Genomic DNA, 23424 nt, shown 5'->3' on the forward strand with positions numbered 1-23424 from the left:
GTGCGGGCCGGCCCACTCCGCCACCCGCCACGTCATGTCGACTGAACAACAGGGCACTGCCCATACGACGATCGACGGCGAGCCGATTCCGACGCTCGACGAAATCGCCGCGCAGCATTTCGCGTTGTCGCCGTGGGTCGCGCGCACGCCCGTGTTCGAGCGCGCCGACCTGCCGTCCCTCGAGGGCACGCACGTCAACTTCAAGTTCGAGCTGTTGCAGGCGAGCGGCAGCTTCAAGGCGCGCGGTGCGTTCACGCACCTGCTCGCACTCGACGAGGCGCGCAAGAACGCCGGTGTCACGTGCGTGTCGGCCGGCAATCACGCCGCGGCCGTCGCGTATGCGGCGATGCGGCTCGGCAGCAGCGCGAAGGTCGTGATGTTCCACACCGCGAGCCCGACGCGCATCGCGCAATGCAAGCAGTACCACGCGGAAGTCGTGCTCGCGGGCAGCGCATCGCAGGCCTTCGATCTCGTGCGACGCATCGAGGCCGAGGAAGGCCGTTTCTTCATCCATCCGTTCAACGGCTATCACACGATCCTCGGCACCGCGACGCTTGGCTACGAATGGGCGACGCAGACGCCCGACCTCGACGCGGTGATCGTGCCGATCGGCGGCGGCGGGCTCGCGGCCGGCATGGCGACCGCGCTGCGGCTCGCGAATCCGCGCGTGCACGTGTACGGCGTCGAACCGGAAGGCGCCGACGCGATGAGCCGCAGCTTCGCGGCGAACCACACGATCAAGATGAGCGCGATGCAGACCATCGCCGATTCGCTGATGGCGCCGCATACGGAGGAATACAGCTACCAGCTGTGCCGGCGCCACATCGACCGCATCGTCACCGTGTCCGACGACGCGCTGCGCGCCGCGATGCTGTTCCTGTTCTCGCACCTGAAGCTGTCGGTCGAACCAGCGTGCGCGGCCGCGCTCGCGGCACTCCTCGGCCCGCTGCGCGAAACGCTGCAGGGCAAGCGCGTCGGCGTGCTGCTGTCGGGCACGAACACCGATCCCGGCACGCTCGGCATGCATCTCGCCCACGCGAAACTCCAGCACTGACGCCACATCGGGCATCCGCACCCAACCTAGGGTTATCCCCAGATTATGTTGACAGCCCTGTTGATAACCCGCCGGACAAGCACGCAAGTGGTTGAGCGCGCAGCGTTTTGCGCGCGCGAAGGTCGATCGTCACGAAATGGGCAGATGCGGCCGCTGGTTGCATGCGCGGCGGCGCTCGCGCTGCTCGCCGGTTGCGCGACGGCGCCCTCGCCCGTCTCGCAACCGGCGTCCTGCACGCTACCGGGCGAAAGCCGCATGCTGCAGGCCGACCTGCTGTTCGGGCGCGACATCACGGGGCGCGGCCCTGTCACCGAGGCAGAACGCACGGCGTTCCTCGCCGATATCGTCACGCCGCGCTTCCCCGATGGCCTCACCTACTGGGACACCCACGGCCAGTGGCGCGACCGCACGACCGGCGGCGTCACGCGCGAAGACAGCTTCGTGATCCGTATCATCGCCGACGATACGCCCGACACGCGCACGCGGCTCGCCGCGATCCGGCAAGCGTACATGCAGCGCTTCCACCAGCAATCGGTCGGCATGACGGTCGTGCCGGCCTGCGCGTCGTTCTGATTCCCCCTGCTGCTGCCGGCCATTCGCGCAAAAAAACGGGCGCCCGAAGGCGCCCGTCGCATGTCTGACGAACAAAGTACCGCTTACTTGCTCTCGAACATGTCCATGATCTGCTGCTTCTCCTGCGGCGTGACGGGCGGCGGCGCGAGCCCGGCCGCACCGGCCGAACCGAGCGCGTCGTTCGCGCTGATCGCGTTCTCGGCCGGGTTGATGTCGACGTTCGCGACGAAGCCGTTGCCCGGCGTGCGATCGGCGTAGTACAGCTCGCCGTCGATCGAGGTCAGGCCGTCCGGCATCGGCATCTGCTGCTCGGGCACGCCGTTCAGCGCGGTGCGCATGTAGTTCACCCAGATCGGCAACGCGAGCTGCGCGCCGAATTCGCGGCTGCCGAGGCTCTTCGGCTGGTCGAAGCCCATCCACGCGACCGCGACGAGCGACTGCTGGTAGCCGGCGAACCAGCCGTCCTTCGCGTCGTTCGTCGTACCCGTCTTGCCTTGCAGGTCGCTGCGGCCCAGCGCGTTGGTGCCCGCGCCCGTGCCGGCCGTCGCGACCGAGTGCAGCAGGCTGTTCATCACGTACGCGTTGCGGCCTTCGATCGTGCGCGGCGCCGTGCCGCCCGCGATCACCGGCTGCGACTTCTGCAGCGGCTGGCCGCGTGCATCGTCGACTTCGGCGATCAGGTACGGATCGACCTTGTAGCCGCCGTTCGCGAACACGGCGTAGCCGGTCGCGAGCTGCAGCGGCGTCACGAGGCCCGCGCCGAGCGCCATCGGCAGGTACGGCGGCGTCTTCGCCGGATCGAAGCCGAAGCGCTGCGTCACGTACTCCTGCGCATACTGCGTGCCGATCGACGCGAGGATCCGGATCGACACGAGGTTCTTCGAGCGCTGCAGGCCGGTGCGCATCGTCATCGGGCCGTCCGGCTGGTCGTCGTCCTTCGGCTCCCACGCGGTGCCGCCCGGCACGCTCGGCGGGAAGTACAGCGGCGCGTCGTTGATCATCGTCGCCGGCCCGAGCCCCTTGTCGAGCGACGCCGAGTAGATGAACGGCTTGAACGACGAACCCGGCTGCCGCCATGCCTGCGTCACGTGGTTGAACTTGCTCTTGTTGAAGTCGAAGCCGCCGACGAGCGAGCGGATCGCGCCGTCCTGCGGCGCAATCGCGACGAGCGCGCCTTCGACCTGCGGCAGCTGCACGACCTGCCAGCCCGTCTTGCCGTCCTTCAGCACGCGCACGACCGAGCCTGGCTTGATGCGCAGCGCGTTGTTCGCACGCGGGCCCAATGCAGCCGACACGAAGCGCAGCCCGGCCGGCCCGATCGTCGTGGTCGCGCCGCCGACGAACTGCACCTCGACCGCGCCCGGCGACGCCGACAGCACGACCGCCGACTGCAGGTCGCCGTTGTCCGGGTGATCGGCGAGTGCGTCGTCGATCGCCTCGTCGCGCTCGTCGCCGGCCGCCGGCAGGTTGATCGACGCTTCCGGCCCACGATAGCCGTGGCGGCGCTCGTAGTCGAGAATGCCGCGGCGCACGGCCTGGTACGCCGCTTCCTGGTCGGCCGAGTTGATCGTCGTCGTGACAGTCAGCCCGCGCGTATAGGTTTCGTCCTTGTACTGCTGGTACATCATCTGCCGCACCATCTCGGCGACGTATTCGCCGTGCACCGCGTACTGGTTGCCCGGCGTGCGCACGTGGATCTCTTCCTTGATCGCTTCGTCGTACTGCGGCTGCGTGATGTAGCCGACCTCGAGCATGCGCTTCAGGATGTACTCCTGACGCACCTTCGCGCGCTTCGGATTGACGACCGGGTTATACGCGGACGGCGCCTTCGGCAGCCCCGCGAGCATCGCCGCTTCAGCCAGCGTGATGTCCTTCAGGTCCTTGCCGAAATACACCCGTGCAGCGGCTGCAAAACCGTACGAACGCTGGCCCAGATAGATCTGGTTCATGTACAGCTCGAGGATCTGGTCCTTCGTCAGGGCCTTCTCGATCTTGTACGCGAGCAGCATTTCGTAGATCTTGCGCGTGTAGGTCTTCTCGCTCGACAGGAAGAAGTTGCGCGCGACCTGCATCGTGATCGTGCTCGCGCCCTGCCGCGCGCCGCCGTGCATCAGGTCGGCCACACCGGCCCGCAGGATGCCGACGAAGTCGACGCCGCCGTGTTCGTAGAAGCGGTAGTCCTCGATCGCGAGCACGGCCTTCTTCATCACGTCGGGAATGTCCTGGAAGCGCACGAGGCTGCGGCGCTCCTCGCCGAACTCGCCGATCAGCACGTGATCGGCCGTGAACACGCGCAGCGGCACCTTCGGCTGGTAGTTGGTCAGCGCATCGAGCGACGGCAGTTGCGGCGCCATCACGACCAGCGCATAGCCGACGATCAGCGCGCCGACGATCGCCAGCGTCGCGAACAGGCCGGCGAACCACAGCGCGACGCGCGAGCCGAACGTGCGGCGGCGTCCACCGCCGCCCCCGCTGCGCTGCTGCGCGCGACGGTCGTCGTCGCGATCGTCGTCATCGGGGTAATAGGCCCCGGACGGCGAGCGGCGCAGCGAGTAGTGGGGTTCGTTCCTGTCGGAAGAAGAAGGCGGTCGTTTGATAATTGGCATGTCGGAATGGCGGGCGTACGTGGCGCCCTCGGACGCATGCGGAAATGCAAGCGGATGAATCAGAGTGGGTGCATCGAGATGCGGCTGTCACGTCGACAGACCCCGCCGCGCGGCGATCCGTTCCCGCGACGTGACAGCGCATTTTAATGAAATCGACCGGGTGGCTTCGCGATTTTTTGTAAAAATTCCCGCAATGCCGTGATTTGCGGCACGTATTGTCGGCATCCTCGGCCTATGATGGACACGCGATATCGCGCGTTGCCGGCTCTTTCTTTCAGTCGCGAAAGGTTCGGCATCCGGATACTCGAGCCGCTTGAACTCGCGCGTTTAAGCCGTATTTAAGTGAACCGGTGGTGTAATATCCGCCGGCTCACGCGGGTCGCAACCGGCCCGCGGCGGGCACTGCCGCGAATGCGCGGCGCCTTTAACCACGGAGGATTTCATGTCGCTTTTCGACTCTGTTTCGCGCACGATCAAAGGCCTGCTGAACGATGCGGCCGATTCGGTACAGGATCCGTCGCGCGACGCACGGCAGATCGTGCGGGAGCTCGACGACAGCATCGGCCGTGCCGAGAATTCGCTGATCGAGATCGAGGCACAGGTCGCGACCCAGCGCAGCAAGCGCGATGCGGCCGACGACAAGGTGAAGAAGTACGAGGACGGCGCGAAGCGCGCGCTGCAGTCCGGCGACGAAGCGCTCGCCCGCGAGGCTCTCGCCGCGCAGTCGAATGCGGAAGCCGAGCGCGATGCGCTCGCGGCCGAGCTGACAACGCTCGAGCCGTCGGTCGAGAAGCTGAAGGGGCAGATCGCCGACATGCGCCAGCGCCGCAACGACCTGAATGCGCGCTCGAACATCCTGCAGGCCAAGCAGGAAATCGCGCAGGCGAAGGACGTCGCAGCCAGCGCGCTGGGCGGCATCGGCGGCAAGAACCTGTCCGAGGATTTCCAGAAGCTCGAGGACAAGGTCGCGCTGCAGAACGCCCGCTCGGACGCCCGCCTGAATTCGGCCGATACGTCGAGCGGCAAGGCGCTCGACGACAAGCTCGCCGCGCTGAACAAGGGCCCGTCGGTCGAGGATCGCCTCGCCGCGCTGAAGAAGCAGCTCGATACGCCCGCGCAGTAACGGCCACTGCGGGCAACCGCGCCGCGGCCCGGCCCCGGGCGCGCGGCGCGAACCGATTGTCAGGAGACGGGCGCCTGCGCCCGGTTCGACCATGAAGAAATCTCTCGCCGCACTCGGCCTCTCGCTGATGTTGCTGTCGTCCGCCGCGTTTGCGGTCCCGTCGCTGCAGCAGGTCGAGCAATCGATCGCGCAGCGCAACTGGCAGCAAGCCGACACGCAGCTGTCGCAAGTCATCGACGCCCATCCGAACAACGCGCATGCGCGCTACCTGTATGCGCAGGTGCTGGACCGCGAAGGCCGCGCGTCCGACGCGCTCGCGCAACTGGAGCGCGCCAAGTCGCTCGACCCGCAACTGAAGTTCACCGACGCGTCGCGCTTCGCACAGACCGAGTCGCGCATTCGCGCCGACGCCGCACGCGTGAGCGGCAATGCGCAGACGGCCACGCAGGCCGGCACGCTGCAGCCGGGGCTCGCGCCCGCCGTACCGGCCGAAAAACACGGCCCGTCGACCGGCATGTGGATCGGCCTCGGGCTGATCGTCGCGGTCATCGCGCTGGTGCTGCGCTGGACGCTGCGGCGCGCGCGCACGGCGGACGACGGCCGCGCCGACGACGAACGCCGCACGCAGCTCAAGCGCGCGACCGACGTACTGAACGACATTCGTCCGCTGAAACTCGATGCGAAGCTGTCGACGGCACCCGGCGCCGCGGCGCTCGTCGGTGAAATCGAAGCGATCGAGACCGACGCGCGCACGCTTGTCGAGGCGCTGTCGAACGGCAAGAATCCGGTGCCGCCGTATCGCGTCGACGAACTCGAACAGCGCCATGCGAGCGTGAAGGCGCGTGTCGAGGGCCGCCCCGACCCGGCCGCGCAACCCGCGGCACCGGCGAACGGCAGCGGCTCCGTGTACGCGCAGGAAGCCGATCGCATGACGGGCGCGCAGGGCCAGCCCTACCCGCCGCAACCGTATCCGCAACAGCAGCCGCCGGTCGTGATCCAGCAAGGCGGCGGCGGTTTCGGCGGCGGGATGGGCGGGCTGCTGACCGGCGTGCTGCTCGGCGAGGCGATGTCGGGCGGCCGCGAGCGCGTGGTCGAACGCGACGTGATCGTCGACGGCGAGCGTCGCCGGCAGGAAACCGACCCGGGCGTCGACCTCGGCCGCGGCGACACGTCGAACTGGAGCGACGGCAACAGCGGCGGCGGCATGGACCTCGGCAGCAACGACGACGGCTGGACCGACGACAACTCCTGACCGTGCGCAGCGCGTCTGAACGCGCTGCCACACACGCCCCGCTCCCCTGGCTGGCCGGCCGCGCCGACGCGCGAATTTGTCAATCATTTCAAGATGGACTACCGGCAATGGGGAGCGTTCGCTATCATGCGGCCATCGGCGTGCCACCGACCCTCATTCGACGCAATGCAATCCTGCGCGTCGCGGCATGCCTCCCCACGCCCCAACCAGGAGAAAGCCGCTCATGAGCATCATCAAGGAATTCAAGGAGTTCGCCGTCAAGGGCAACGTGATGGATCTCGCCGTCGGCGTGATCATCGGCGGCGCGTTCTCGAAGATCGTCGACTCGATCGTGAAAGATCTCATCATGCCGGTCATCGGCGTGGTGACCGGCGGTCTGGATTTCTCGAACAAGTTCGTTCTGCTCGGCACCATCCCCCCGACGTTCAAGGGTAATCCCGATTCGTTCAAGGACCTGCAGGCCGCCGGCGTCGCCGCATTCGGTTACGGCTCGTTCATCACCGTGGCGATCAATTTCGTCATCCTCGCGTTCATCATCTTCATGATGGTGAAATTCATCAACAAGCTGCGCAAGCCGGAAGAAGCCGCCCCGGCCGCGACGCCGGAAGACACAGTGCTGCTGCGCGAGATCCGCGATTCGTTGAAGCAGCGCTGAGCGTCGAACGCTCCGCCCGCCAGGCCCGCCGCGTGCGGGCCTTTTTATTGCGCGCGCGGTGCACCGCCGCATGCGTCCCATCTCATTTTTTTGTGACGGGCGAATGCACGCGCGGGGAAAGCAGGTCTATGATGGAGACTAAACGACAGTACGGGCGCCAAGACGCTGGCTGTGTCGATCATGGCGAGCAGGTCGACGGGAGACATTGATCGTCGTACTGCACGAATGCAGCATTTTCGTGTGCTATAAAGGATCGACATGCGGCGTACATAGCCGGGAGTGGGTCGCATGAAAGTGCCGCATTTCTTGCAATTGTTTTTGAGGCGAGTGTTTATGTCCTTCCCGAAAAAACGTCGGCGTGCGCAACAGGATGGCCAGGAGTCGTTCCTCGCGGTCCTGCGCCACTCGAAACCGTTTGCTCAACTCGACACCAAGATTGCCCGCGCCCGTGCGCAGGACGAACCCGTCCTCTATGCGCATGTGCTGCCCGGTCTCGACGTGCTCCTGTGCAGCGTGCGCGGTGCCCAACCGCCCTATCCGGCGATCGCCGAGCTGCGCAAGCGCTGCATCGAATCGATTGCCAACGCGCTCGAGCAGCCGCTCGACGGCCTCGAAAACGGCGGCTACTGGTACGAGGCGAACGGCTTCGGCTTCCTCGTCTTCGCGAGCCGTGCGCGTGCGCGCATCCTGCCCGAGTTTGGTGCAGGCACGAAAGCGAGCCTGCGCGGCGGGCTCGGCCGCCAGAACGCCGGCGACACGACACCCCGTTCGCTCGGCTGATCAATCAGTCCTCCGATGGGCCGCCTCCGGGCGGCCCATCTGCCATTCACGCGCCCCGCTTGCCCGTCACGACGCCTGCTGACGGCCGTTGCCCGGCCGCACGATGTCGATGAATGCGGCGAAATCGGCGCCGGCGAGCCCTTGCGCGGCACCGAGCCGCAATACCTGCTGAACGGTGGCCGACACGGGCATCACCGCGCCCGTGTCGCGCGCGGCCTCGGCGATTGCATCGACATCCTTCTGGAACGTACTGAGCGCGCCGATCGCGGGATGGCCGCCCGACGTCATGCGCGGCACGAACGTCTGCAGCAGCACCGAGTCGGCCCAGCCACCGGCCAGCGCCTCGGCCAGGCGCGCGGCGTCGATGCCGCTCGCCTGCGCGAGACCGACGGCCTCGGCAATGGCCGTGACCGTCGCGGTGACGATCGCCTGGTTGCACAGCTTCGCCGTCTGGCCCGCGCCCGCGTCGCCCATATGCGTGATGCGCGACGCGTAGGTATCGATCAGCGGGCGCACCGCGTCGAGATCGGCCGCGCAGCCGCCGGCCATCACCGCGAGCGTGCCGGCCTGCGCGCCCGGCACACCGCCGGACACCGGCGCATCGACCCAGCCGACGCCGAGTGCAGCCGCGCGCGCCGCGTAGTCGCGCGTCGCCGCAGGCGGAATGCTCGAATGATCGACGATGCGCAACAGCCGGCGCGCCGCGGCGTCGCCCGAGAGCAACCCGTACTCGCCGAACACGACGTCGCCGACCGCCCGGCCGTCGAGCACGCACACGAATACCGTATCGACCCGCTCGGCCAGCTCGCGCGGCGTACCGACCACCTGCGCGCCGTCCTTGACCAGTGCCTCTGCCTTGTCGCGCGAGCGGTTCCACACGCTGACGCGATGCCCCGCCGCCAGCAAATGCCGAATCATCGGCGCGCCCATCAATCCCGGTCCGCAAAATCCGACTTCCACGATGCTCCTCGTCTCCGATATGGGTTGCACTTGCCGCCCATCATACCTATCACTCAAGAAGCCGGGCACGCACGGCACCGTAGCGGGACCGCTTCGGGACCGCGGCTTGCACCGGCAATACAGACCGATATCCCAGGGAGCGAATCATGAGCGACCACGTGTACAAGATGATCGAACTGACCGGTTCATCGCGGCAATCGAGCGACGACGCGATCCGCAACGCGATCTCGAAAGCCGGCAAGACGCTGCACAACCTGCACTGGTTCCAGGTGACCGAAACGCGCGGCCACATCGAAGGCGACCAGGTCGTGCACTGGCAGGTCACGCTGAAGGTCGGCATGCGCATCGACGACTGACGCGCCGCGCGCGGCGCCCCCTCCTGCCGGATGCGTGCAACGCGCATCCGCGCGGCGTCGCGCCCGCCTGCTTTTCGCCCCGTTCAGGCCCCTTGTCGCGGCCCGGCCGGCCGGCATCCGCGGGTATCCATCTCTTGACGCTGATTTTCGTTCATATTAAAAACGATATACCCACCCCATCCCTCGATCAGCCCAGCCATATAAACCGGAGATAACATGAGTCAGCAACGCGAGGCGATCGACACGTACCTCTTGCGCGTCTTGCACACCTTGTTGATGGAGCGCAGCGTCACGCGCGCGGCCGTCAAACTGAACCAGTCGCAACCGGCGATCAGCGCCGCGCTGCGGCGCCTGCGCGACATCACCGGCGATCCGCTGCTGGTGCGCGGCAAATCCGGCATGGTGCCGACCGAATACGGGCTGCGCCTGCTCGAGCCGGTACAGAACGCGCTGCGTGAAATCGAGCGCATCAAGTTCCAGCAGCACAACTTCGACCCGGCCACGTCGATCCGCTGCTATCGGATCGGCTGCCCCGACTACCTGAACGTGCTGTTCGTGCCGACCGTCGTCGAGCGCTTCCGCCTGGCCGCGCCGAATGCGACGCTCGAGTTCCACTCGCTCGGCCCCGCGTTCGACTACGAGCTCGCGCTGGAAGACGGCAAGCTCGACATCGTCGTCGGCAACTGGCCCGAGCCGCCCGAGCAGTTGCACCTGTCGAACCTGTTCGTCGACGAAATCGTCTGCCTGATGAGCAACACGCACCCGTTCGCAAAGCGCGGCGGGCTCACGCTCGACCAGTACCTGAACGCGCCGCATCTCGCGCCGACGCCGTACTCGGTTGGCCAGCGCGGCGCAATCGACGTGCATCTCGCGCGCGAACGGCTCAAGCGCCACGTGGTCGTCACGCTGCCGTACTTCAACCTCGCGCCGTACGTGCTCGTGAAGTCGGACCTGATCTTCACGACGACGCGCCTGTTCGCCGATCACTACGCGAAGTTCCTGCCGCTGTCGGTCGTGCCGGCGCCGCTCGACTTCCCGCCGATGCAGTACTACCAGCTGTGGCACGAGCGCTGCCATTACTCCGACGAAGTGCGCTGGCTGCGCAGCCTCGTCGCCGAAGCCACCCGCACGCTGATCGAGGCGTAGCAGACCAAGCCGCCCGCGCCGTCGTGGCGCGCGACACCTCGCGGCACGGCGACGGCCGGCGGCACGCCCTGCAAGGCGGCCGCCTGACGATGTCAGCGTTGCTCAGCGCGATGCCTCGACGAGCGCATGTGCAAGCGCGTTGTGACGCTCGATGACAGGCGGCAGATCGAGCGTCGCCAACCGCCCTTCCCGCACCACCACCTTCCCGTTCACCACCGTGTACGCCGTCTGCGACGGCGCGCAGAACACGAGCGCCGCCACCGGATCGTGGAGTGCGCCCGCGAACAGCGGCTGGCGCAGGTCGAATGCGGCGAAGTCCGCGGCCATGCCGGGCTTCAGCGCGCCGATGTCGTCGCGGTTCAGCACCTTCGCACCACCGAGCGTCGCGATCTCGAGCGCGTCGCGCGCGGTCATCGCATCGGGCCCGAAGCCGACCCGCTGCAGCAGCAGCGCCTGCCGCACTTCTGCGACCATCTGCGCGCCGTCGTTCGACGCCGAACCGTCGACGCCGAGGCCGACCGGCACGCCCGCGAGACGCATCTTCTTCACCGGTGCGATGCCCGACGCGAGCCGCATGTTCGAGCACGGACAGTGCGCGACGCCCGTACCGGTGCGCGCGAACAGGCCGATGCCCGCATCGTCGAGCTGCACGCAGTGCGCATGCCACACGTCGTGGCCGACCCAGCCGAGATCTTCCGCATATTCGGCCGGCGTCATCCCGAACTTCTCGCGGCTGTACGCGATGTCGTTGACGTTCTCCGCGAGGTGCGTATGCAGCGACACACCGTATTCGCGCGCAAGCACGGCCGCGTCGCGCATCAGCTCGCGGCTCACCGAGAACGGCGAGCACGGCGCGACCACCACGCGCAGCATCGCGTAACGGCCCTCGTCGTGATAGGTCTCGATCAGGCGCTGCGTGTCGCGCAGGATGTCGGGCTCGCGCTCGACGACGGAATCGGGCGGCAGCCCGCCGTCGCGCTGGCCGACGCTCATCGAGCCGCGGCTCGCGTGAAAGCGCATGCCGATCCGCTGCGCGGCGCCGATGCTGTCGTCGAGCCGGCTGCCGTTCGGATAGATGTACAGGTGGTCGCTCGACGTCGTGCAGCCGGACTGCAGCAGCTCGGCCATCGCGGTCAGCGTCGACACCTCGATCATCTCGGGCGTCAGGTGCGCCCAGATCCGGTACAGGTTCGTGAGCCAGCCGAACAGCTCGGCGTTCTGCGCCGCGGGCACCGCGCGCGTGAGGCTCTGGTACATGTGGTGGTGCGTGTTCACGAGCCCCGGGATCACGAGGTGGCCGCGCAGGTCGAGCACTTCGTCGGCCGTGTCGGGCAGCTCGGCGCTCGGGCCGACCGCGACGATCCGGTTGTCTTCGATGTAGAGCCCCGCGTCGCGCAGCTCGCGGCGCGTGTCGTCCATGGTCACGAGCACGTCGGCGTGCTTGACCAGCAGGGTCTTCGGGCGGGATGAGGAGGTGTTCGGCGCGCGTGCGCCAGCGTGCTGCTCGAAGTTCATGCGTTCTCCGCGTCGGTCTGCCCCCAGGGGCTGCCTGGAGGCGGTCACACTCGTTCGAACGCTGAATCGCGGCACGCCCCGGTGCCTGCGTCCGTTCGAACGCCCTGGCCCGGTTACCCGGCGTGCTCGCCGTCTTCGGGGTACGCGCGGGCCACTGGCCGACGCGCACGACGGGAGGATCGCCCAAGCGCGCGCCGCACACAATGCGCAATCCGGAATACCGTCCTTCAGGGATTCGGTATGGTACGCCGCCCGACGCCCCGCCGGGCGCCCGATACCCACGCCCGAAGCCGTGTCCGGCGTGCCGTCGACAGCCGCTCATGCGCGGCGCATTATCTTTGATATCGCGCCCGTATTTGCGCAGGGAACCTTTTTACAATGCCTGCACGGCGCTCGCTTCAATCTCGCCGACGGGTATGTAGCCACGTGACGTGGAGCCTCGATCCGCCGCATAGTCAATGGATCGAGTCGCCGCCGAACCTCGCATTCATACAAGGACACAACGAATGGGAAAGCTCACTACCCACGTACTCGATACGGCGCACGGCCGTCCCGGCGCGGCAATCAAGGTGGACCTCTACGCGCTGGACGGCGAATCGCGCCGCGCGATCAAGACCGTGCTGACCAATAGCGACGGCCGCTGCGACGAGCCCCTGCTCGAAGGCGCCGCGCTCGCCACCGGCGAATACGAACTCGTGTTCCATGCCGGCGACTACTTCGCGTCGCTCGGCGTGAAGGTACCCGAACCCCGCTTCGTCGACCGCGTCGTACTCCGCTTCGGCATCGCCGACGCCGGCTCGCACTACCACGTGCCGCTGCTCGTGTCGCCGTGGTCGTACAGCACCTATCGCGGCAGCTGACATTCGAATCAGCGCCCGCATCAAACAAACGATCTGAGTCTGGAGGAGTTTCATGGAAGGCTTCATCACCGACTGGCTGAACCTCGCGCTGCGATGGCTGCACGTCATCGTCGCCATTGCGTGGATCGGCGAGTCCTTCTATTTCGTCGCGCTCGACAACAGCCTGAAGCCGCCGACCGACCCGAACCAGCGCAAGCGCGGCGTGTTCGGCGAGCTGTGGCACGTCCACGGCGGCGGTTTCTACAACATGCAGAAGTACACGGTCGCCCCGCCGGAAATGCCGGATGACCTGCACTGGTCGAAGTGGCCGTCGTACACGACCTGGCTGTCGGGCTTCTCGCTGTTCTTCGTGCTGTACCTGCTCGCGCCGAACACGTACCTGATCGACAAGAGCGTGCTCGACATGGGCCCGGTCGTCGCCGTCGCATCCGCACTCGGCTTCCTCGCAGCCGGCTGGATCGTCTACGACTCGCTGTGCCGCATCCTCGGCACCAACGACCGCGTGCTCGGCATCTGCGTCGGCCTCTACGTCGTCGTCGCCGCGTACCTCGCATGCCACATCTTCTCGGGCCGTGCCGCCTACCTGATCGTCGGCGCGATGCTCGCGACGATCATGTCGGCGAACGTGTTCTTCGTGATCATCCCCGGCCAGCGCAAGATGGTCGACAAGATGCTCAAGGGCGAAGAACCGAACCCGATCTACGGCAAGCGCGGCAAGCAGCGCTCGGTGCACAACACGTACTTCACGCTGCCGGTCGTGTTCGCGATGCTGTCGAACCACTATGCGATGACGTACACGAACAAGTTCAACTGGGTCGTGCTCGTGCTGATCATGCTGGCCGGCGCGCTGATTCGCCAGTTCTTCGTGATGCGTCACCGCGGCAAGCAGCTGTGGTACCTGCCGATCGGCGGCGTCGCGCTGCTGTCGGGCGCGCTGGTGTGGACGATGCCGAAGCCCGTCGCACCGGAAGCGCAGGCCGCGAACGCGCCGAAGATCGTGATCAACGACATCATGCCGATCCTGCAGCAGCGTTGCGTCGAGTGCCACTCGTCGAAGCCGACGCTGATGGGCAGCGCACCCGCGGGCGTGATGTTCGACACGCCGGACGAAGTGTCGAAGAACGCGCAGCGTATCTACGAACAGGCCGTGCGCCTGAAGGCGATGCCAATCGGCAACGTCACGCACATGACCGACGACGAGCGCGTGAAGCTCGCCGCCTGGTTCGAGGGTGGCGCGGTCAAGTAAGCCGCCGGGCGCCGGAAGCATTCGCCGGCGCAATCCTCTCCGTTCGCGGGCCCGGTGACGGGCCCGTTTTTTTTGCGGGCCCGGAATGCGCTTCTTGCGCTAGCCGCGCAGCGCGTCGCGCTGCAGTGCGACGAGTGCCTCGAGTGCACGCGGGCCGTCGTCGAACGGTACGAAGATGTGATCGTGGTACGCGGCGGCCATCACGTTGCAGCTGATGCCGGCCGCGCCGAGTGCGCGGGCGAATGCGGCGGTAAGCCCGACGGCCGCGAGATCGGAATGCACGGTCAGCGTGATCCACGCGGCGCGGAACAGCACGGGCCACGCGTGACGTGCGGCCGTTTCCTCGTCGGCCACGACCGTCAACCCTTCCGCTTCGCGGAACGTCGCGATTATTTCGGATAACGATACGTCTGCACCGGACGGCAGCGACACGAAGGCAAAGGCACCAGGATGCAGTTCAGGTCGCATCGTGCGCAGCAGAGCCGCGAGGTCGTTTTCAGGTTGGCTCATCGGAGGAACATGCCCGGAAGCGGGCAAACGCGCGGTGGTGATGCGGGCACGATAGCACGCGTGCTGCCACCGCTACGCGTGCGCCATCGCCGCTTCGTCCGCGAGCCAGTCGCTCAATGCGACGATGCGCGGATCATCCTGCGTGTGCGCCGGATACACGACGTGATACGCGAGCCCCGGCGCCACCTCGACGTTCACGTCGAACAACTGCACGAGGCGCCCATCGGCAACATCGCGCGCGATCATGTGCGGCTCCGCCAGCCCGACCGTCGTACCGTCCATCACGGCCTGAACGACGTGGCTCGAATCCGGAAACGCGACACACCGGCTGTCGTCGAAACCGTCGATGCCGGCTGCGGCCATCCATGCCGACCAGCGCGGCCAGGTCACGCCGTCGACTTCGCAGTCGGCGTGGCAAAGCGTGTGGCGCAACAGGTCGCGCGGCTTGCGCAACGGCGGGCCGGCCGACAACCGCGCGGGGCTGCAGATCGCGACGACCGAGGTGCCGAACAGGCGCTGCGCGCACGCGTCGCGATAACGCCCGGTGCCGAAGCGGATCGCGACATCGACATCGTCGCCGTCGAAGTCGCGCAAGCGGTCGGTGATGTCGAACGTCAGTTCGAGTGCCGGATGCGCGGCCTTGAAGCGCGGCAGGCGCGGCAGCAGCCAGTGCGTCGCGAAGCGCGCGCCGACCGACACGCGCAGTTCCGTCTGCTCGCGCGCGATCCGTCGTGCCCGTGCGGTCGCGTGCCGCAGGCCCGCCAGCGCATCGGCAGCGGCCGCAGCCAGCACCGCGCCGGCTGGCGTCAGCCGGATGTTGCGGCTCGTCCGGACGAACAATTCCATGCCGAGCTGCGCCTCGATCTCCTTGATCTGGTGACTGACGGCTGCCGGCGTCAGCCCGACCTCGTCGGCCGCCCGCGAAAAATTCAGGTGCCGCGCCGCCGCATCGAACGTTCTCAGCGCGCGCGTACCGGGCCACATGCGTTCCATCGATCTTCAAACAGAATTTGATGACCGCTCCAAAACTACTCGCTTTTCACGACCTCATCAATCGGCAAACAATAGGTCTTCTTGAAGATGCCGCGCGCCGCCCGGCGCCCGCGGCCAACCTGGAGATTCGCCGATGACCGCAGCACCGTTCCCGTCCGTCGCCCAGATCAACGGCGTGGCCGCCACGCCCGATGCGCTCGCTGCGCTGGCATTCGCGGGCCACGCGCATTTCACCGCGATGCAGATACGCGACGGCCGCGTACGCGGGCTCGACCTGCACCTCACACGGTTGCGCGACGAGTCGAACGCGCTGTTCGGTCATGCGCTGCCCGACGAGCGGATTCGCGCGTTCCTGCGCGCCGCGCTCGATCGTGCGCCGTCGGCGCTGTCGCTGACCGCGACCGTGCACGCGACGACTGGTGAATTCGTCGCGCCGCGCGACGACGAAGCGCTCGACGTGCTGGTGCGCACCGCCGCGCCGTCGTCGGGGCCAGCCGGCCCGCTCGATCTCGCGCTGTTCGAACACGAGCGCGTGCTGCCGGACATCAAGCACGTCGGCGAAGCAGCGAAGACGCACTTCCTGCGCCGCGCGGTCGCGCAAGGTTTCGACGATGCGGCGTTCGTCGATCGTCACGGGCGCATCAGCGAAGGCTCGATCTGGAACGTCGCGTTCCGGACCGGCGACGCGGTCGTGTGGCCGGTGGCCGGCATGCTCGGCGGCGTCACGATGGGCATCCTGCGGCGGCAACTGGCGCGCCTCGGCGTCGCGCAGCACGACCGTGAAGTGACACCCGCCGACCTGCCCTCGATGGCCGGTGCCGTCGTGATGAACTCGTGGACGCCGGGCATCGCCGTGCGCCGGTTCGGCACGGCGATGCTGCCCGAGTCGTCATCGCTCGCGGCACTGCTGCATCACGCGTATGAACAGGAGCCGCCCGTCGCGCCGTGACATGCGCACGCCCTGCTCAACCGTCAACGGTCTCCGGCAGCCGCGCGATCACCTTGATCTCGAACTGGAAGCCGTACAGCCAGGTCACGCCGACGGCAGTCAGCGCCGTGCGGCGCGTCTTCGTCGACGGGGTCGCCGACCTGATGGCGCAGCATGCTCCGGTCGCGAACCGGCGCCGCGGCGGCAGTTCGCGCGACACGAGCAAAACCGTCGCAACCTGAATCGAGAGAAAGCGACCGCCCATAAAAAAACCCGCGCACCTTGCGCGGGCTTCGGCAGACAGGCAGACAGCCGGTCAGTCGCGAGTACGCCGGCGACTCAGGCCGTCAGCGCATGCAGCGCTTCGTCGGTGAGCCACAGCGATTCCTGCAGATCCTGCTCGTTCAGGTTCAGGCCGTCACCGCCGCGATCGACGACGATGAAGTCGCTGACGCCGCCGAGCGCGATCAGCGGGTGATGCCACACGCCCTTCGCATAGTTGACGCCCTGCCAGCCGCTCGTCACGAACGCGCGGATCTTCGCCGGATCGAGATCGCCCGCGGGCGCAACGACGACGAGATACGGCTGGTCGTTCAGCGGCACGAACGCCTGGCTGCCGAGCGGGTGCCGCTCCAGCATCTTCACTTCGAACGGCAGCGTACGCGGCTGGCCACGGAACAGGTTGACGAGCGTGCGGCCGTCTTCATCGGTCACGTCGACTTTCGCGAGATCGTGAAAGCGGATCGTCGTGCCGAGGTTGATCGGGATCTGCTTCGCCCCGTCCGTTTCGATCACGTCGCCGAACGGCGCGAACGCCTCCTTGGTCAGCGGTTCGATTGCCAGCGTCTTCATTTGTCGAGCGTCCCCCACAGACGCAGGCGCGACACGCCGCCGTCCGGAATGATGTTCAGTCGCACGTGCGTGACAGGGCCGAGCGACGCGATGTCGTGGTCGAAATAATGCTGCTTGTCCATCTGCAGCTTCTGTTCGCCGAGCAGCACCGGCCAGAACATCGACTGCGTGATCAGCGAGCTGTCCGTGCCGCCCGACACGTAGGCGGCCTGGATCGAGCAGCGGTCCGGGTAGTTGCCCTTGAAGAACGCGGTATCGACTTCGATCTTGCGGATCACGCCCGGCTGCGCGAGCGCGATGATCGCCCAGTCATTGCCCGGTTCGCGGCGGCGGCGGGTTTCCCAGCCGTCGCCCATGTTCACGCCGCGGCCCGGCAGCAGCAGGTTCGATGCGACGCCGAAGTGCTGGTTGTTGGCAGCCACGACGTAACCGCCGTTTTCCATCGCCGCGAGGTCGAACTGCTCGGTCGCGCTCGCGCCGGCCCAGTCGAGCTGCGGCTGGCCGTACACGCGCAGGCGCGCAATGCCGCCGTCCGGGTAGATGTTCACGCGCAGGTGCGTGAACGCACGCACATCGCTCGCCTCGACGTAGTGATGGCTGTTGCCCTGCAGCGTCGTCGACGGCACGATCTCGACCCACTCGGTCGCATGCGTCGGTGCGCCGTCGGCCACGAATGCGGCCTCGATCGACGCGGCCGGCGGGAAGTTGCCGGTGAAGTGGCTCGTGTCGATGTCGAAGCCCTTGATCACGCCCGGACGCGCGAGCTTGACGATGCACCAGTCGTAGCCCGTCGTGCGCTTGCGGCGCGTTTCCCAGCCGTCCATCCACTTGCCGTGGTCGTCGTACTTGCCGGGGATGAAGACGGCCGGCTCGGGGTTCAGCATCCGGTCCTTCGGCGCGAAGAAATCGTCGCTGGCCTCGAGCGCCTGCGCACCGAGACGCGGGTCGGCGAGATTCACGTAGCGCCGCGTGAAATCGGGTGCGTTGGGATCGAGAAGCGGAACAGCCATGATGTTTCCTTGTTTCAGTGAGGCGATCAGGCCGCCGCGACGCAGCAGGCCATGGTACGGGGTCAGGCGTCGATCAGGTCGTCGAGGCGGAAGCGCGCGATCCGGTAGATCTGGTCGAGGCTCGCACGCAGTTCCTCGGCGCGCGAATGATTCACGCGCGACTCGAAGTTCGCGATGATGCCGTGACGGTCATAGCCGCGCACCGCGAGGATGAACGGGAAGCCGAACTTCTCGCGATATGTGCGGTTCAGCGTCAGCAGCTTGTCGAACTCTTCCTGGGTGCACTGGTCGAGGCCCGCGCCGCTCTGCTCGCGCGTCGACTCGGCCGTCAGCTCGCCGCGCACGGCGGCCTTGCCGGCCAGCTCCGGGTGAGCGTTGATCAGTGCGAGCTGGCGCGCTTCGCCGCTCGTCTCCACCGCACCCGACATCGTCTCGTGCAGCGCGTCGATGCTCGCGAACGGCCGCTGGCCCGCGGCGACCTCGGCCACCCACGGCGAATGTTCGAAGATCCCGGACAGCGCCGCGACAAATGCGCTCGGCGCCATCGTGTTCAGTTGTTCCAACGTGTAGCGCATCGCCTTCATGCTTTCCCTTCGTTTTGATGATTGGGCTGATACGGATGATGTTCACGCCAGTGACGCGCGATATCGACACGGCGCGTCACCCATACGCGATCGTGCTTCTCGATGTGATCGAGGAAACGCTGCAGCCCGCGGAACCGGCCCGGCCGGCCGAGCAGCCGGCAGTGCATGCCGATCGACAGCATCTTCGGCGCCTCGTCGCCCTCCGCGTACAGCACGTCGAAGGCGTCGCGCAGGTAGTCGAAGAAGTGATCGCCGGTGTTGAAGCCCTGCGGCGTCGCGAAGCGCATATCGTTCGTGTCGAGCGTGTACGGGACGATCAGTTGCGGCGACGTGCCGCCGCCCGACACCTTGACGTCCATCCAGAACGGCAGGTCGTCGCCGTAGTTGTCGGAGTCGTACAGGAAGCCGCCGTATTCGGCGACCAGGCGGTGTGTATTGGGGCTGTCGCGGCCGGTATACCAGCCGAGCGGACGCTCGCCCGTCACGCGCTCGATCGCTTCCATCCCGAGGCGCATGTGTTCGGCCTCGAGTTCCGGCGTCATGCCCTGGTAGTGGATCCAGCGCCAGCCGTGGCACGCGATTTCATGGCCCAGCTCGACGAAGGCGCGCGCGAGCTCCGGATGGCGTTCGATCGCCATGCCGACGCCGAATACCGTCAGCGGCATCCCGCGCTTCTCGAATTCGCGCAGGATGCGCCACACGCCGGCCCGCGACCCGTATTCGTAGATCGACTCCATGCTCATGTGGCGGTCCGGATACGCGGCCGCGCCGACGATTTCGGACAGGAACTGCTCGGAGCCCGGATCGCCGTGCAGCACGCAGTTCTCGCCGCCCTCCTCGTAGTTCAGCACGAATTGCACGGCGACGCGGGCGCGCCCCGGCCAGTTCGCCTGAACGGGATGGCGGCCGTAGCCGATCAGGTCGCGAGGATAGTTGGGATCGAGTGACATGGGTTCGAAGGACGGCGAAGCGGGCTGAAATAATGGGTTCGCATCGACTGCGCGGCACCCGGAGGCCGGCCGCACAAGCCGATGCGATGACGGCCCAGTGTAGCGAAAACGTTCATACGCGCCCATACAGCGGCGCAGATAGTGCATGTCAGACGGTGTGTATGTGCGGTTGCGGCAAATTCGCGACCGGTTCAGCCCCATCCCCGCCCGGCGGGCTGAAGCGGGCGAACGCGCCGTCGTAGCGCTTCGCCAGCGGCCGCGCGAAATCGCCGCGTTTCGCGGTCGCGAGGCGCAGTGCGACGAGCGCCTCGGCCCATTTGACGGCCGTCGTGACGCCCTCGACCACCGGCACGCCGATCTGCTGCTCGATCTCGTGCGCGAACTCGGCCATCCCCGCGCAGCCGAGCACGATCGCGTCTGCGCCGTCCTCGTCGAGCGCGCGCCGGCATTCGTCGACGATGATCCGGCGCGCGGCCGAACCCGGCCGGTCGAGTTCGAGCACCGCGACATCGGTCGCGCGCACGTTGCGGCAGAAGCGCTTCATCCCGTAGCGCTCCGCGAGGTGCCACGCCATCCCGCAGGTGCGCGCGAGCGTCGTGACGACCGAGAAGCCCGGCGCGAGCACGCTCGCTGCATGCATCGCGGCCTCGGCGATGCCGATCACCGGCCCGCGTGCGAGCTCGCGCGCCGCATACAGGCCCGGATCGCCGAAGCACGCGATCACGTACGCATCGCAGCCGTCGCGCTCGCCCTGCGCGATCTCGGCGAGCAGGCCCGGCGTCGCGAGCGCCTCGTCGTAATACCCTTCGATCGACGGCGGCCCCATCGGCGGGCTCACGGCCACGATCTCCGTGCCGGCGGCCGCGACCTCGCGCGCGCAGCGGCCCATCGCGTCGGTCATCCGCTGCGTCGTGTTCGGATTGATCAGTCGGATCTTCATCGCCCGCTCCTCACGCCTTCGTGCTCACGAGCAGCCGGTAGAACACGAAGCCGAGCCCCGCGCCGATGAACCACGAGAAATTCGCGAGGGCCTGCCAGCCCGGCACCATCACGCACACGACCGCGATCACCGCGGCCGGCAGCAGCGCGGCGAGCGCGCGGCGGTTCACGCCGCCCGTGTACCAGTAGGCGCCGCTTTCCGACATCGTGTACAGGTCGTCGCGTATGAGCCGGCCGCGCTTGACGAGGTAGAAGTCGGCGATCAGCACGCCGTACAGCGGGCCGATGAACGCGCCGAGCACGTCGAGCGTGTAGTGGATCACGGCCGGGTTGTTGAACAGGTTCCACGGCGTGATGAAGATCGACGCGACGGCCGCGAGCATCCCGCCCGCGCGCCAGCTGATCAGCCGCGGCGCGACGTTCGAGAAGTCGAACGCGGGCGACACGAAGTTCGCGACGATGTTGATGCCGATCGTCGCGATCGTGAACGTCAGCGCGCCGAGGATCACCGCGGTCGGATGGTCGATGCGGCCGACCGTCGCGACCGGGTCGGTGATGAGTTCGCCGAACACCGGCAGCGTCGCGGCCGTCGTGATCACCGTGACGAGCGAGAACGCGAGGAAGTTGACGGGCAGTCCCCAGAAATTGCCGCGCTTCACGTCGCCGAACGAGCGGCAGTAGCGCGAGAAGTCGCCGAAGTTCAGCATCGGCCCGGAGAAGTACGACACGACCAGCGACACGGCCGTGATCATCACCGGGATCACTTCCGCGCCGTGATACTTGACGCCGCCGAGGTTGATGCCGATGTTGCGCCAGCCCGCGCGCCACACCATGTAGCCGGCGAGGATGAACATCACGACGTAGACGGCCGGCCCCGCGAAGTCGATGAACTTCTTGATCGTCTCCATCCCGTTCCAGAACACGAACGCCTGCAGCACCCACAGCAGCATGAAGCCGGCCCAGCCGACCGCCGAGAGCCCGAGGAAGCCGTAGCGATGGACGTCCGCGTACGGCAGCCATTGCGGGAAGAACTTCAGCACGACGATCACGAGCGCGCTCGACGCGAGATAGGTCTGGATGCCGTACCACGCGATCGCGATCAACCCGCGGATCACGGCCGGCACGTTCGCGCCGAGCACGCCGAACGTCGCGCGGCAGGCGACCGGATACGGCACGCCGATCTGCTGGCTCGGTCGTGCGATCAGGTTGCACAGCGCGTTCACGAGGCCGATCCCGACGATGAGCGCGATCAGCACCTGCCAGCTCGTCAACCCGAGCGCGAACAGGCTGCCCGCGAACACGTAGCCGCCGACGCTGTGCACGTCCGACATCCAGAACGCGAAGATGTTGTACGAACCCCATGTCTGATTCCTAAGGGGTGCCAAATCTTCGTTGTACAGACGTTCGCTGTAACCATTCGGCAGCGTCGGGTCGCCGCCCTCGCCGCCTTCTTCCGCCGGATAGGCGCTGTCGTGCGCCACACTGAACTGAGCCATGACTTCTCCTTGACGCGGCCGGGCGGCCGCTCCACCGTCATCGATATCGCTCCGGATCGTCGCCCGGAGTCGGACCAGCGGCCCGCGGCACATGCCGCGGGCCTGCATTTCGCTCGTTCTGTGGCGCGCGGCCGGGTTCGCGTCGCCGCTCAGGCGCCGCCGAACACTTCGCGCAAATCGACCTGCCCTTGCGCGGGCCGGTCCAGCATCTTCAGTTCGACATGCTGCAGGTGGCGCGCCATCAGCGTCACCGCCTGCTTCGGATCGCCCGCCTCCAGCGCGGCGAGGATCTCGTCGTGGTCGTCGCACGAGCACGGGCTGCGCCCGTGCGATTCGTACAGCGCCGACATCAGCGTCGAGCGTGCGACGAGCCCTTCGAGGCACTCGCTGAGCGTCGCATTGCCCATCAGCGTGGCGAGCGCCGTATGGAATTCACCCGACAGCCGGATCCACGCCGCGAAGTCGTGCCGCTCGAACGCCCTGCGTTCCTTGTCGATCAGCGCGGCGACACCCTTCAGCCGCTTCGCGCCGGGCCCGGTTGCAAGCCGCTCGACCACCGCAAGCTCGATGATCCGGCGCATCTCGAACACCTCGTGCACGTCCTGCAGCGTCGGGCTCGCGACGAACGCGCCGCGGTTCGGCTCGAGGTCGACCAGCTTGTCGGTCGCGAGCTGCGCGAGCGCCTGGCGGATCGTCCCGCGCTTCACGTCGAACACGTCGCAGAGCTGCGCCTCCGTCAGCTTCGCGCCGGGCGCGAGCCGATGCTCGAGGATCGCGGTGCGGATCCGCTCGGCGATCGCTTCGGGACCGGCTGCGCCGGACGGATGGGAATCGGGCTCGTTCATGATCTGCATCGTGTGATGGTCCTCATCCTAGGTCGGACATAAATATTGTCAACAATTCTTTTCCGGGAATGCGCACAATCGCCGTGCATCGATATGACCCTGCTCGGTGCAGGATGCGCGCTTTCCATGCACGACAAGCGTTACAGGCAGGACAGAGGCCCTTCTCGTCGTATACCCGCCCGGCTTTTTTG

Annotated in this window: 23 protein-coding genes and 1 pseudogene; 11 read left to right on the forward strand and 13 right to left on the reverse strand. The window is 67.0% G+C overall.

What is annotated here, in order from left to right; genetic code table 11:
- Positions 1-34: 34 nt before the first annotated feature.
- A complete protein-coding gene (locus tag AC5LXX_RS10070; RefSeq protein WP_124450482.1) occupies positions 35-1054 on the forward strand; it encodes a threonine/serine dehydratase family protein in 1020 nt (339 codons plus the stop codon).
- A 144-nt stretch (positions 1055-1198) separates the two neighbouring features.
- Entirely contained in the window at positions 1199-1627 is a 429-nt protein-coding gene (locus AC5LXX_RS10075; RefSeq protein WP_493409388.1) for a DUF3574 domain-containing protein, read from the forward strand.
- An 83-nt stretch (positions 1628-1710) separates the two neighbouring features.
- Here AC5LXX_RS10075 and AC5LXX_RS10080 read toward each other — a convergent pair whose 3' ends face one another.
- On the reverse strand, positions 1711-4233 hold the full coding sequence (locus AC5LXX_RS10080; RefSeq protein WP_493409389.1) for a penicillin-binding protein 1A: 2523 nt from the start codon (positions 4231-4233) through the stop codon (positions 1711-1713).
- Positions 4234-4675: 442 nt separating this feature from the next.
- Between AC5LXX_RS10080 and AC5LXX_RS10085 the strand changes: the two genes are divergently transcribed.
- The 4 genes from AC5LXX_RS10085 (at position 4676) to AC5LXX_RS10100 (ending at position 8043) form a co-directional block, all read left to right on the forward strand.
- The gene (locus tag AC5LXX_RS10085) at positions 4676-5356 is read left to right on the forward strand and encodes a PspA/IM30 family protein (RefSeq protein WP_493409390.1); all 681 of its coding nucleotides are present in this window, start codon (positions 4676-4678) and stop codon (positions 5354-5356) included.
- 91 nt (positions 5357-5447) lie between these two features.
- Positions 5448-6608 (forward strand): tetratricopeptide repeat protein, encoded by a 1161-nt coding sequence (locus tag AC5LXX_RS10090; RefSeq protein ID WP_493409391.1) that lies wholly within the window; start codon positions 5448-5450, stop codon positions 6606-6608.
- Between the two features lie 223 nt (positions 6609-6831).
- On the forward strand, positions 6832-7263 hold the full coding sequence (gene mscL / locus AC5LXX_RS10095; protein ID WP_124450490.1) for a large conductance mechanosensitive channel protein MscL: 432 nt from the start codon (positions 6832-6834) through the stop codon (positions 7261-7263).
- Between the two features lie 333 nt (positions 7264-7596).
- Positions 7597-8043 carry a hypothetical protein gene (locus AC5LXX_RS10100; RefSeq protein ID WP_027784713.1) on the forward strand — a complete coding sequence of 149 codons (447 nt, stop codon included), beginning with the start codon at positions 7597-7599 and terminating at the stop codon, positions 8041-8043.
- A gap of 66 nt (positions 8044-8109) precedes the next feature.
- Here the strand turns inward: AC5LXX_RS10100 and AC5LXX_RS10105 are convergent, their stop codons facing one another.
- On the reverse strand, positions 8110-9003 hold the full coding sequence (locus AC5LXX_RS10105; RefSeq protein ID WP_493409392.1) for an NAD(P)-dependent oxidoreductase: 894 nt from the start codon (positions 9001-9003) through the stop codon (positions 8110-8112).
- Positions 9004-9149: 146 nt separating this feature from the next.
- On the opposite strand from AC5LXX_RS10105, the gene AC5LXX_RS10110 reads away from it, so the two are divergent.
- Positions 9150-9359 carry a dodecin gene (locus tag AC5LXX_RS10110; RefSeq protein ID WP_006493215.1) on the forward strand — a complete coding sequence of 70 codons (210 nt, stop codon included), beginning with the start codon at positions 9150-9152 and terminating at the stop codon, positions 9357-9359.
- Positions 9360-9575: 216 nt separating this feature from the next.
- A complete protein-coding gene (locus AC5LXX_RS10115; RefSeq protein ID WP_006478550.1) occupies positions 9576-10505 on the forward strand; it encodes a LysR substrate-binding domain-containing protein in 930 nt (309 codons plus the stop codon).
- Positions 10506-10607: 102 nt separating this feature from the next.
- Here AC5LXX_RS10115 and AC5LXX_RS10120 read toward each other — a convergent pair whose 3' ends face one another.
- Positions 10608-12020 (reverse strand): 8-oxoguanine deaminase, encoded by a 1413-nt coding sequence (locus AC5LXX_RS10120; protein ID WP_493409393.1) that lies wholly within the window; start codon positions 12018-12020, stop codon positions 10608-10610.
- A gap of 506 nt (positions 12021-12526) precedes the next feature.
- Between AC5LXX_RS10120 and uraH the strand changes: the two genes are divergently transcribed.
- Together uraH and AC5LXX_RS10130 are read left to right on the forward strand one after the other, a co-directional pair.
- Complete coding sequence (gene uraH, locus AC5LXX_RS10125) at positions 12527-12880, forward strand: hydroxyisourate hydrolase (protein ID WP_175904403.1); 354 nt, start codon at positions 12527-12529, stop codon at positions 12878-12880.
- Between the two features lie 52 nt (positions 12881-12932).
- Complete coding sequence (locus tag AC5LXX_RS10130; RefSeq protein WP_124450496.1) at positions 12933-14126, forward strand: urate hydroxylase PuuD; 1194 nt, start codon at positions 12933-12935, stop codon at positions 14124-14126.
- A gap of 99 nt (positions 14127-14225) precedes the next feature.
- Here the strand turns inward: AC5LXX_RS10130 and AC5LXX_RS10135 are convergent, their stop codons facing one another.
- Both AC5LXX_RS10135 and AC5LXX_RS10140 read right to left on the reverse strand, forming a co-directional pair.
- Positions 14226-14636, reverse strand: coding sequence for an ACT domain-containing protein (locus tag AC5LXX_RS10135; RefSeq protein ID WP_493409394.1), 411 nt, complete (start codon positions 14634-14636; stop codon positions 14226-14228).
- A 72-nt stretch (positions 14637-14708) separates the two neighbouring features.
- Complete coding sequence (locus AC5LXX_RS10140) at positions 14709-15629, reverse strand: LysR substrate-binding domain-containing protein (RefSeq protein WP_493409395.1); 921 nt, start codon at positions 15627-15629, stop codon at positions 14709-14711.
- Between the two features lie 133 nt (positions 15630-15762).
- Here AC5LXX_RS10140 and AC5LXX_RS10145 point away from each other — a divergent pair, with 133 nt between their 5' ends.
- Positions 15763-16578 carry an aminotransferase class IV family protein gene (locus AC5LXX_RS10145; protein WP_493409396.1) on the forward strand — a complete coding sequence of 272 codons (816 nt, stop codon included), beginning with the start codon at positions 15763-15765 and terminating at the stop codon, positions 16576-16578.
- A 16-nt stretch (positions 16579-16594) separates the two neighbouring features.
- Here the strand turns inward: AC5LXX_RS10145 and AC5LXX_RS10150 are convergent.
- The 8 genes and pseudogenes from AC5LXX_RS10150 to AC5LXX_RS10185 form a co-directional block, all read right to left on the reverse strand.
- Positions 16595-16681, reverse strand: a pseudogene (locus AC5LXX_RS10150) (RidA family protein); the annotation flags it as partial.
- A gap of 215 nt (positions 16682-16896) precedes the next feature.
- Complete coding sequence (locus AC5LXX_RS10155; protein ID WP_124450504.1) at positions 16897-17409, reverse strand: ureidoglycolate lyase; 513 nt, start codon at positions 17407-17409, stop codon at positions 16897-16899.
- On the reverse strand, positions 17406-18419 hold the full coding sequence (gene alc, locus AC5LXX_RS10160) for an allantoicase (protein WP_493409397.1): 1014 nt from the start codon (positions 18417-18419) through the stop codon (positions 17406-17408). The genes AC5LXX_RS10155 and alc overlap by 4 nt, the downstream gene beginning before the upstream one ends.
- Before the next feature lie 62 nt (positions 18420-18481).
- Positions 18482-19003 (reverse strand): 2-oxo-4-hydroxy-4-carboxy-5-ureidoimidazoline decarboxylase, encoded by a 522-nt coding sequence (uraD, locus tag AC5LXX_RS10165; RefSeq protein WP_493409398.1) that lies wholly within the window; start codon positions 19001-19003, stop codon positions 18482-18484.
- Complete coding sequence (gene puuE, locus AC5LXX_RS10170; protein WP_124450508.1) at positions 19000-19953, reverse strand: allantoinase PuuE; 954 nt, start codon at positions 19951-19953, stop codon at positions 19000-19002. The genes uraD and puuE overlap by 4 nt, the downstream gene beginning before the upstream one ends.
- A 148-nt stretch (positions 19954-20101) precedes the next feature.
- Positions 20102-20893, reverse strand: a complete 792-nt coding sequence (locus AC5LXX_RS10175; protein ID WP_493409399.1) for an aspartate/glutamate racemase family protein — start codon at positions 20891-20893, stop codon at positions 20102-20104.
- Positions 20894-20903: 10 nt separating this feature from the next.
- Positions 20904-22388, reverse strand: coding sequence for an NCS1 family nucleobase:cation symporter-1 (locus AC5LXX_RS10180; protein ID WP_493409400.1), 1485 nt, complete (start codon positions 22386-22388; stop codon positions 20904-20906).
- Positions 22389-22537: 149 nt separating this feature from the next.
- Complete coding sequence (locus AC5LXX_RS10185; RefSeq protein WP_124450514.1) at positions 22538-23242, reverse strand: GntR family transcriptional regulator; 705 nt, start codon at positions 23240-23242, stop codon at positions 22538-22540.
- Positions 23243-23424: the final 182 nt, after the last annotated feature.

Source organism: Burkholderia torrens (assembly GCF_984668525.1).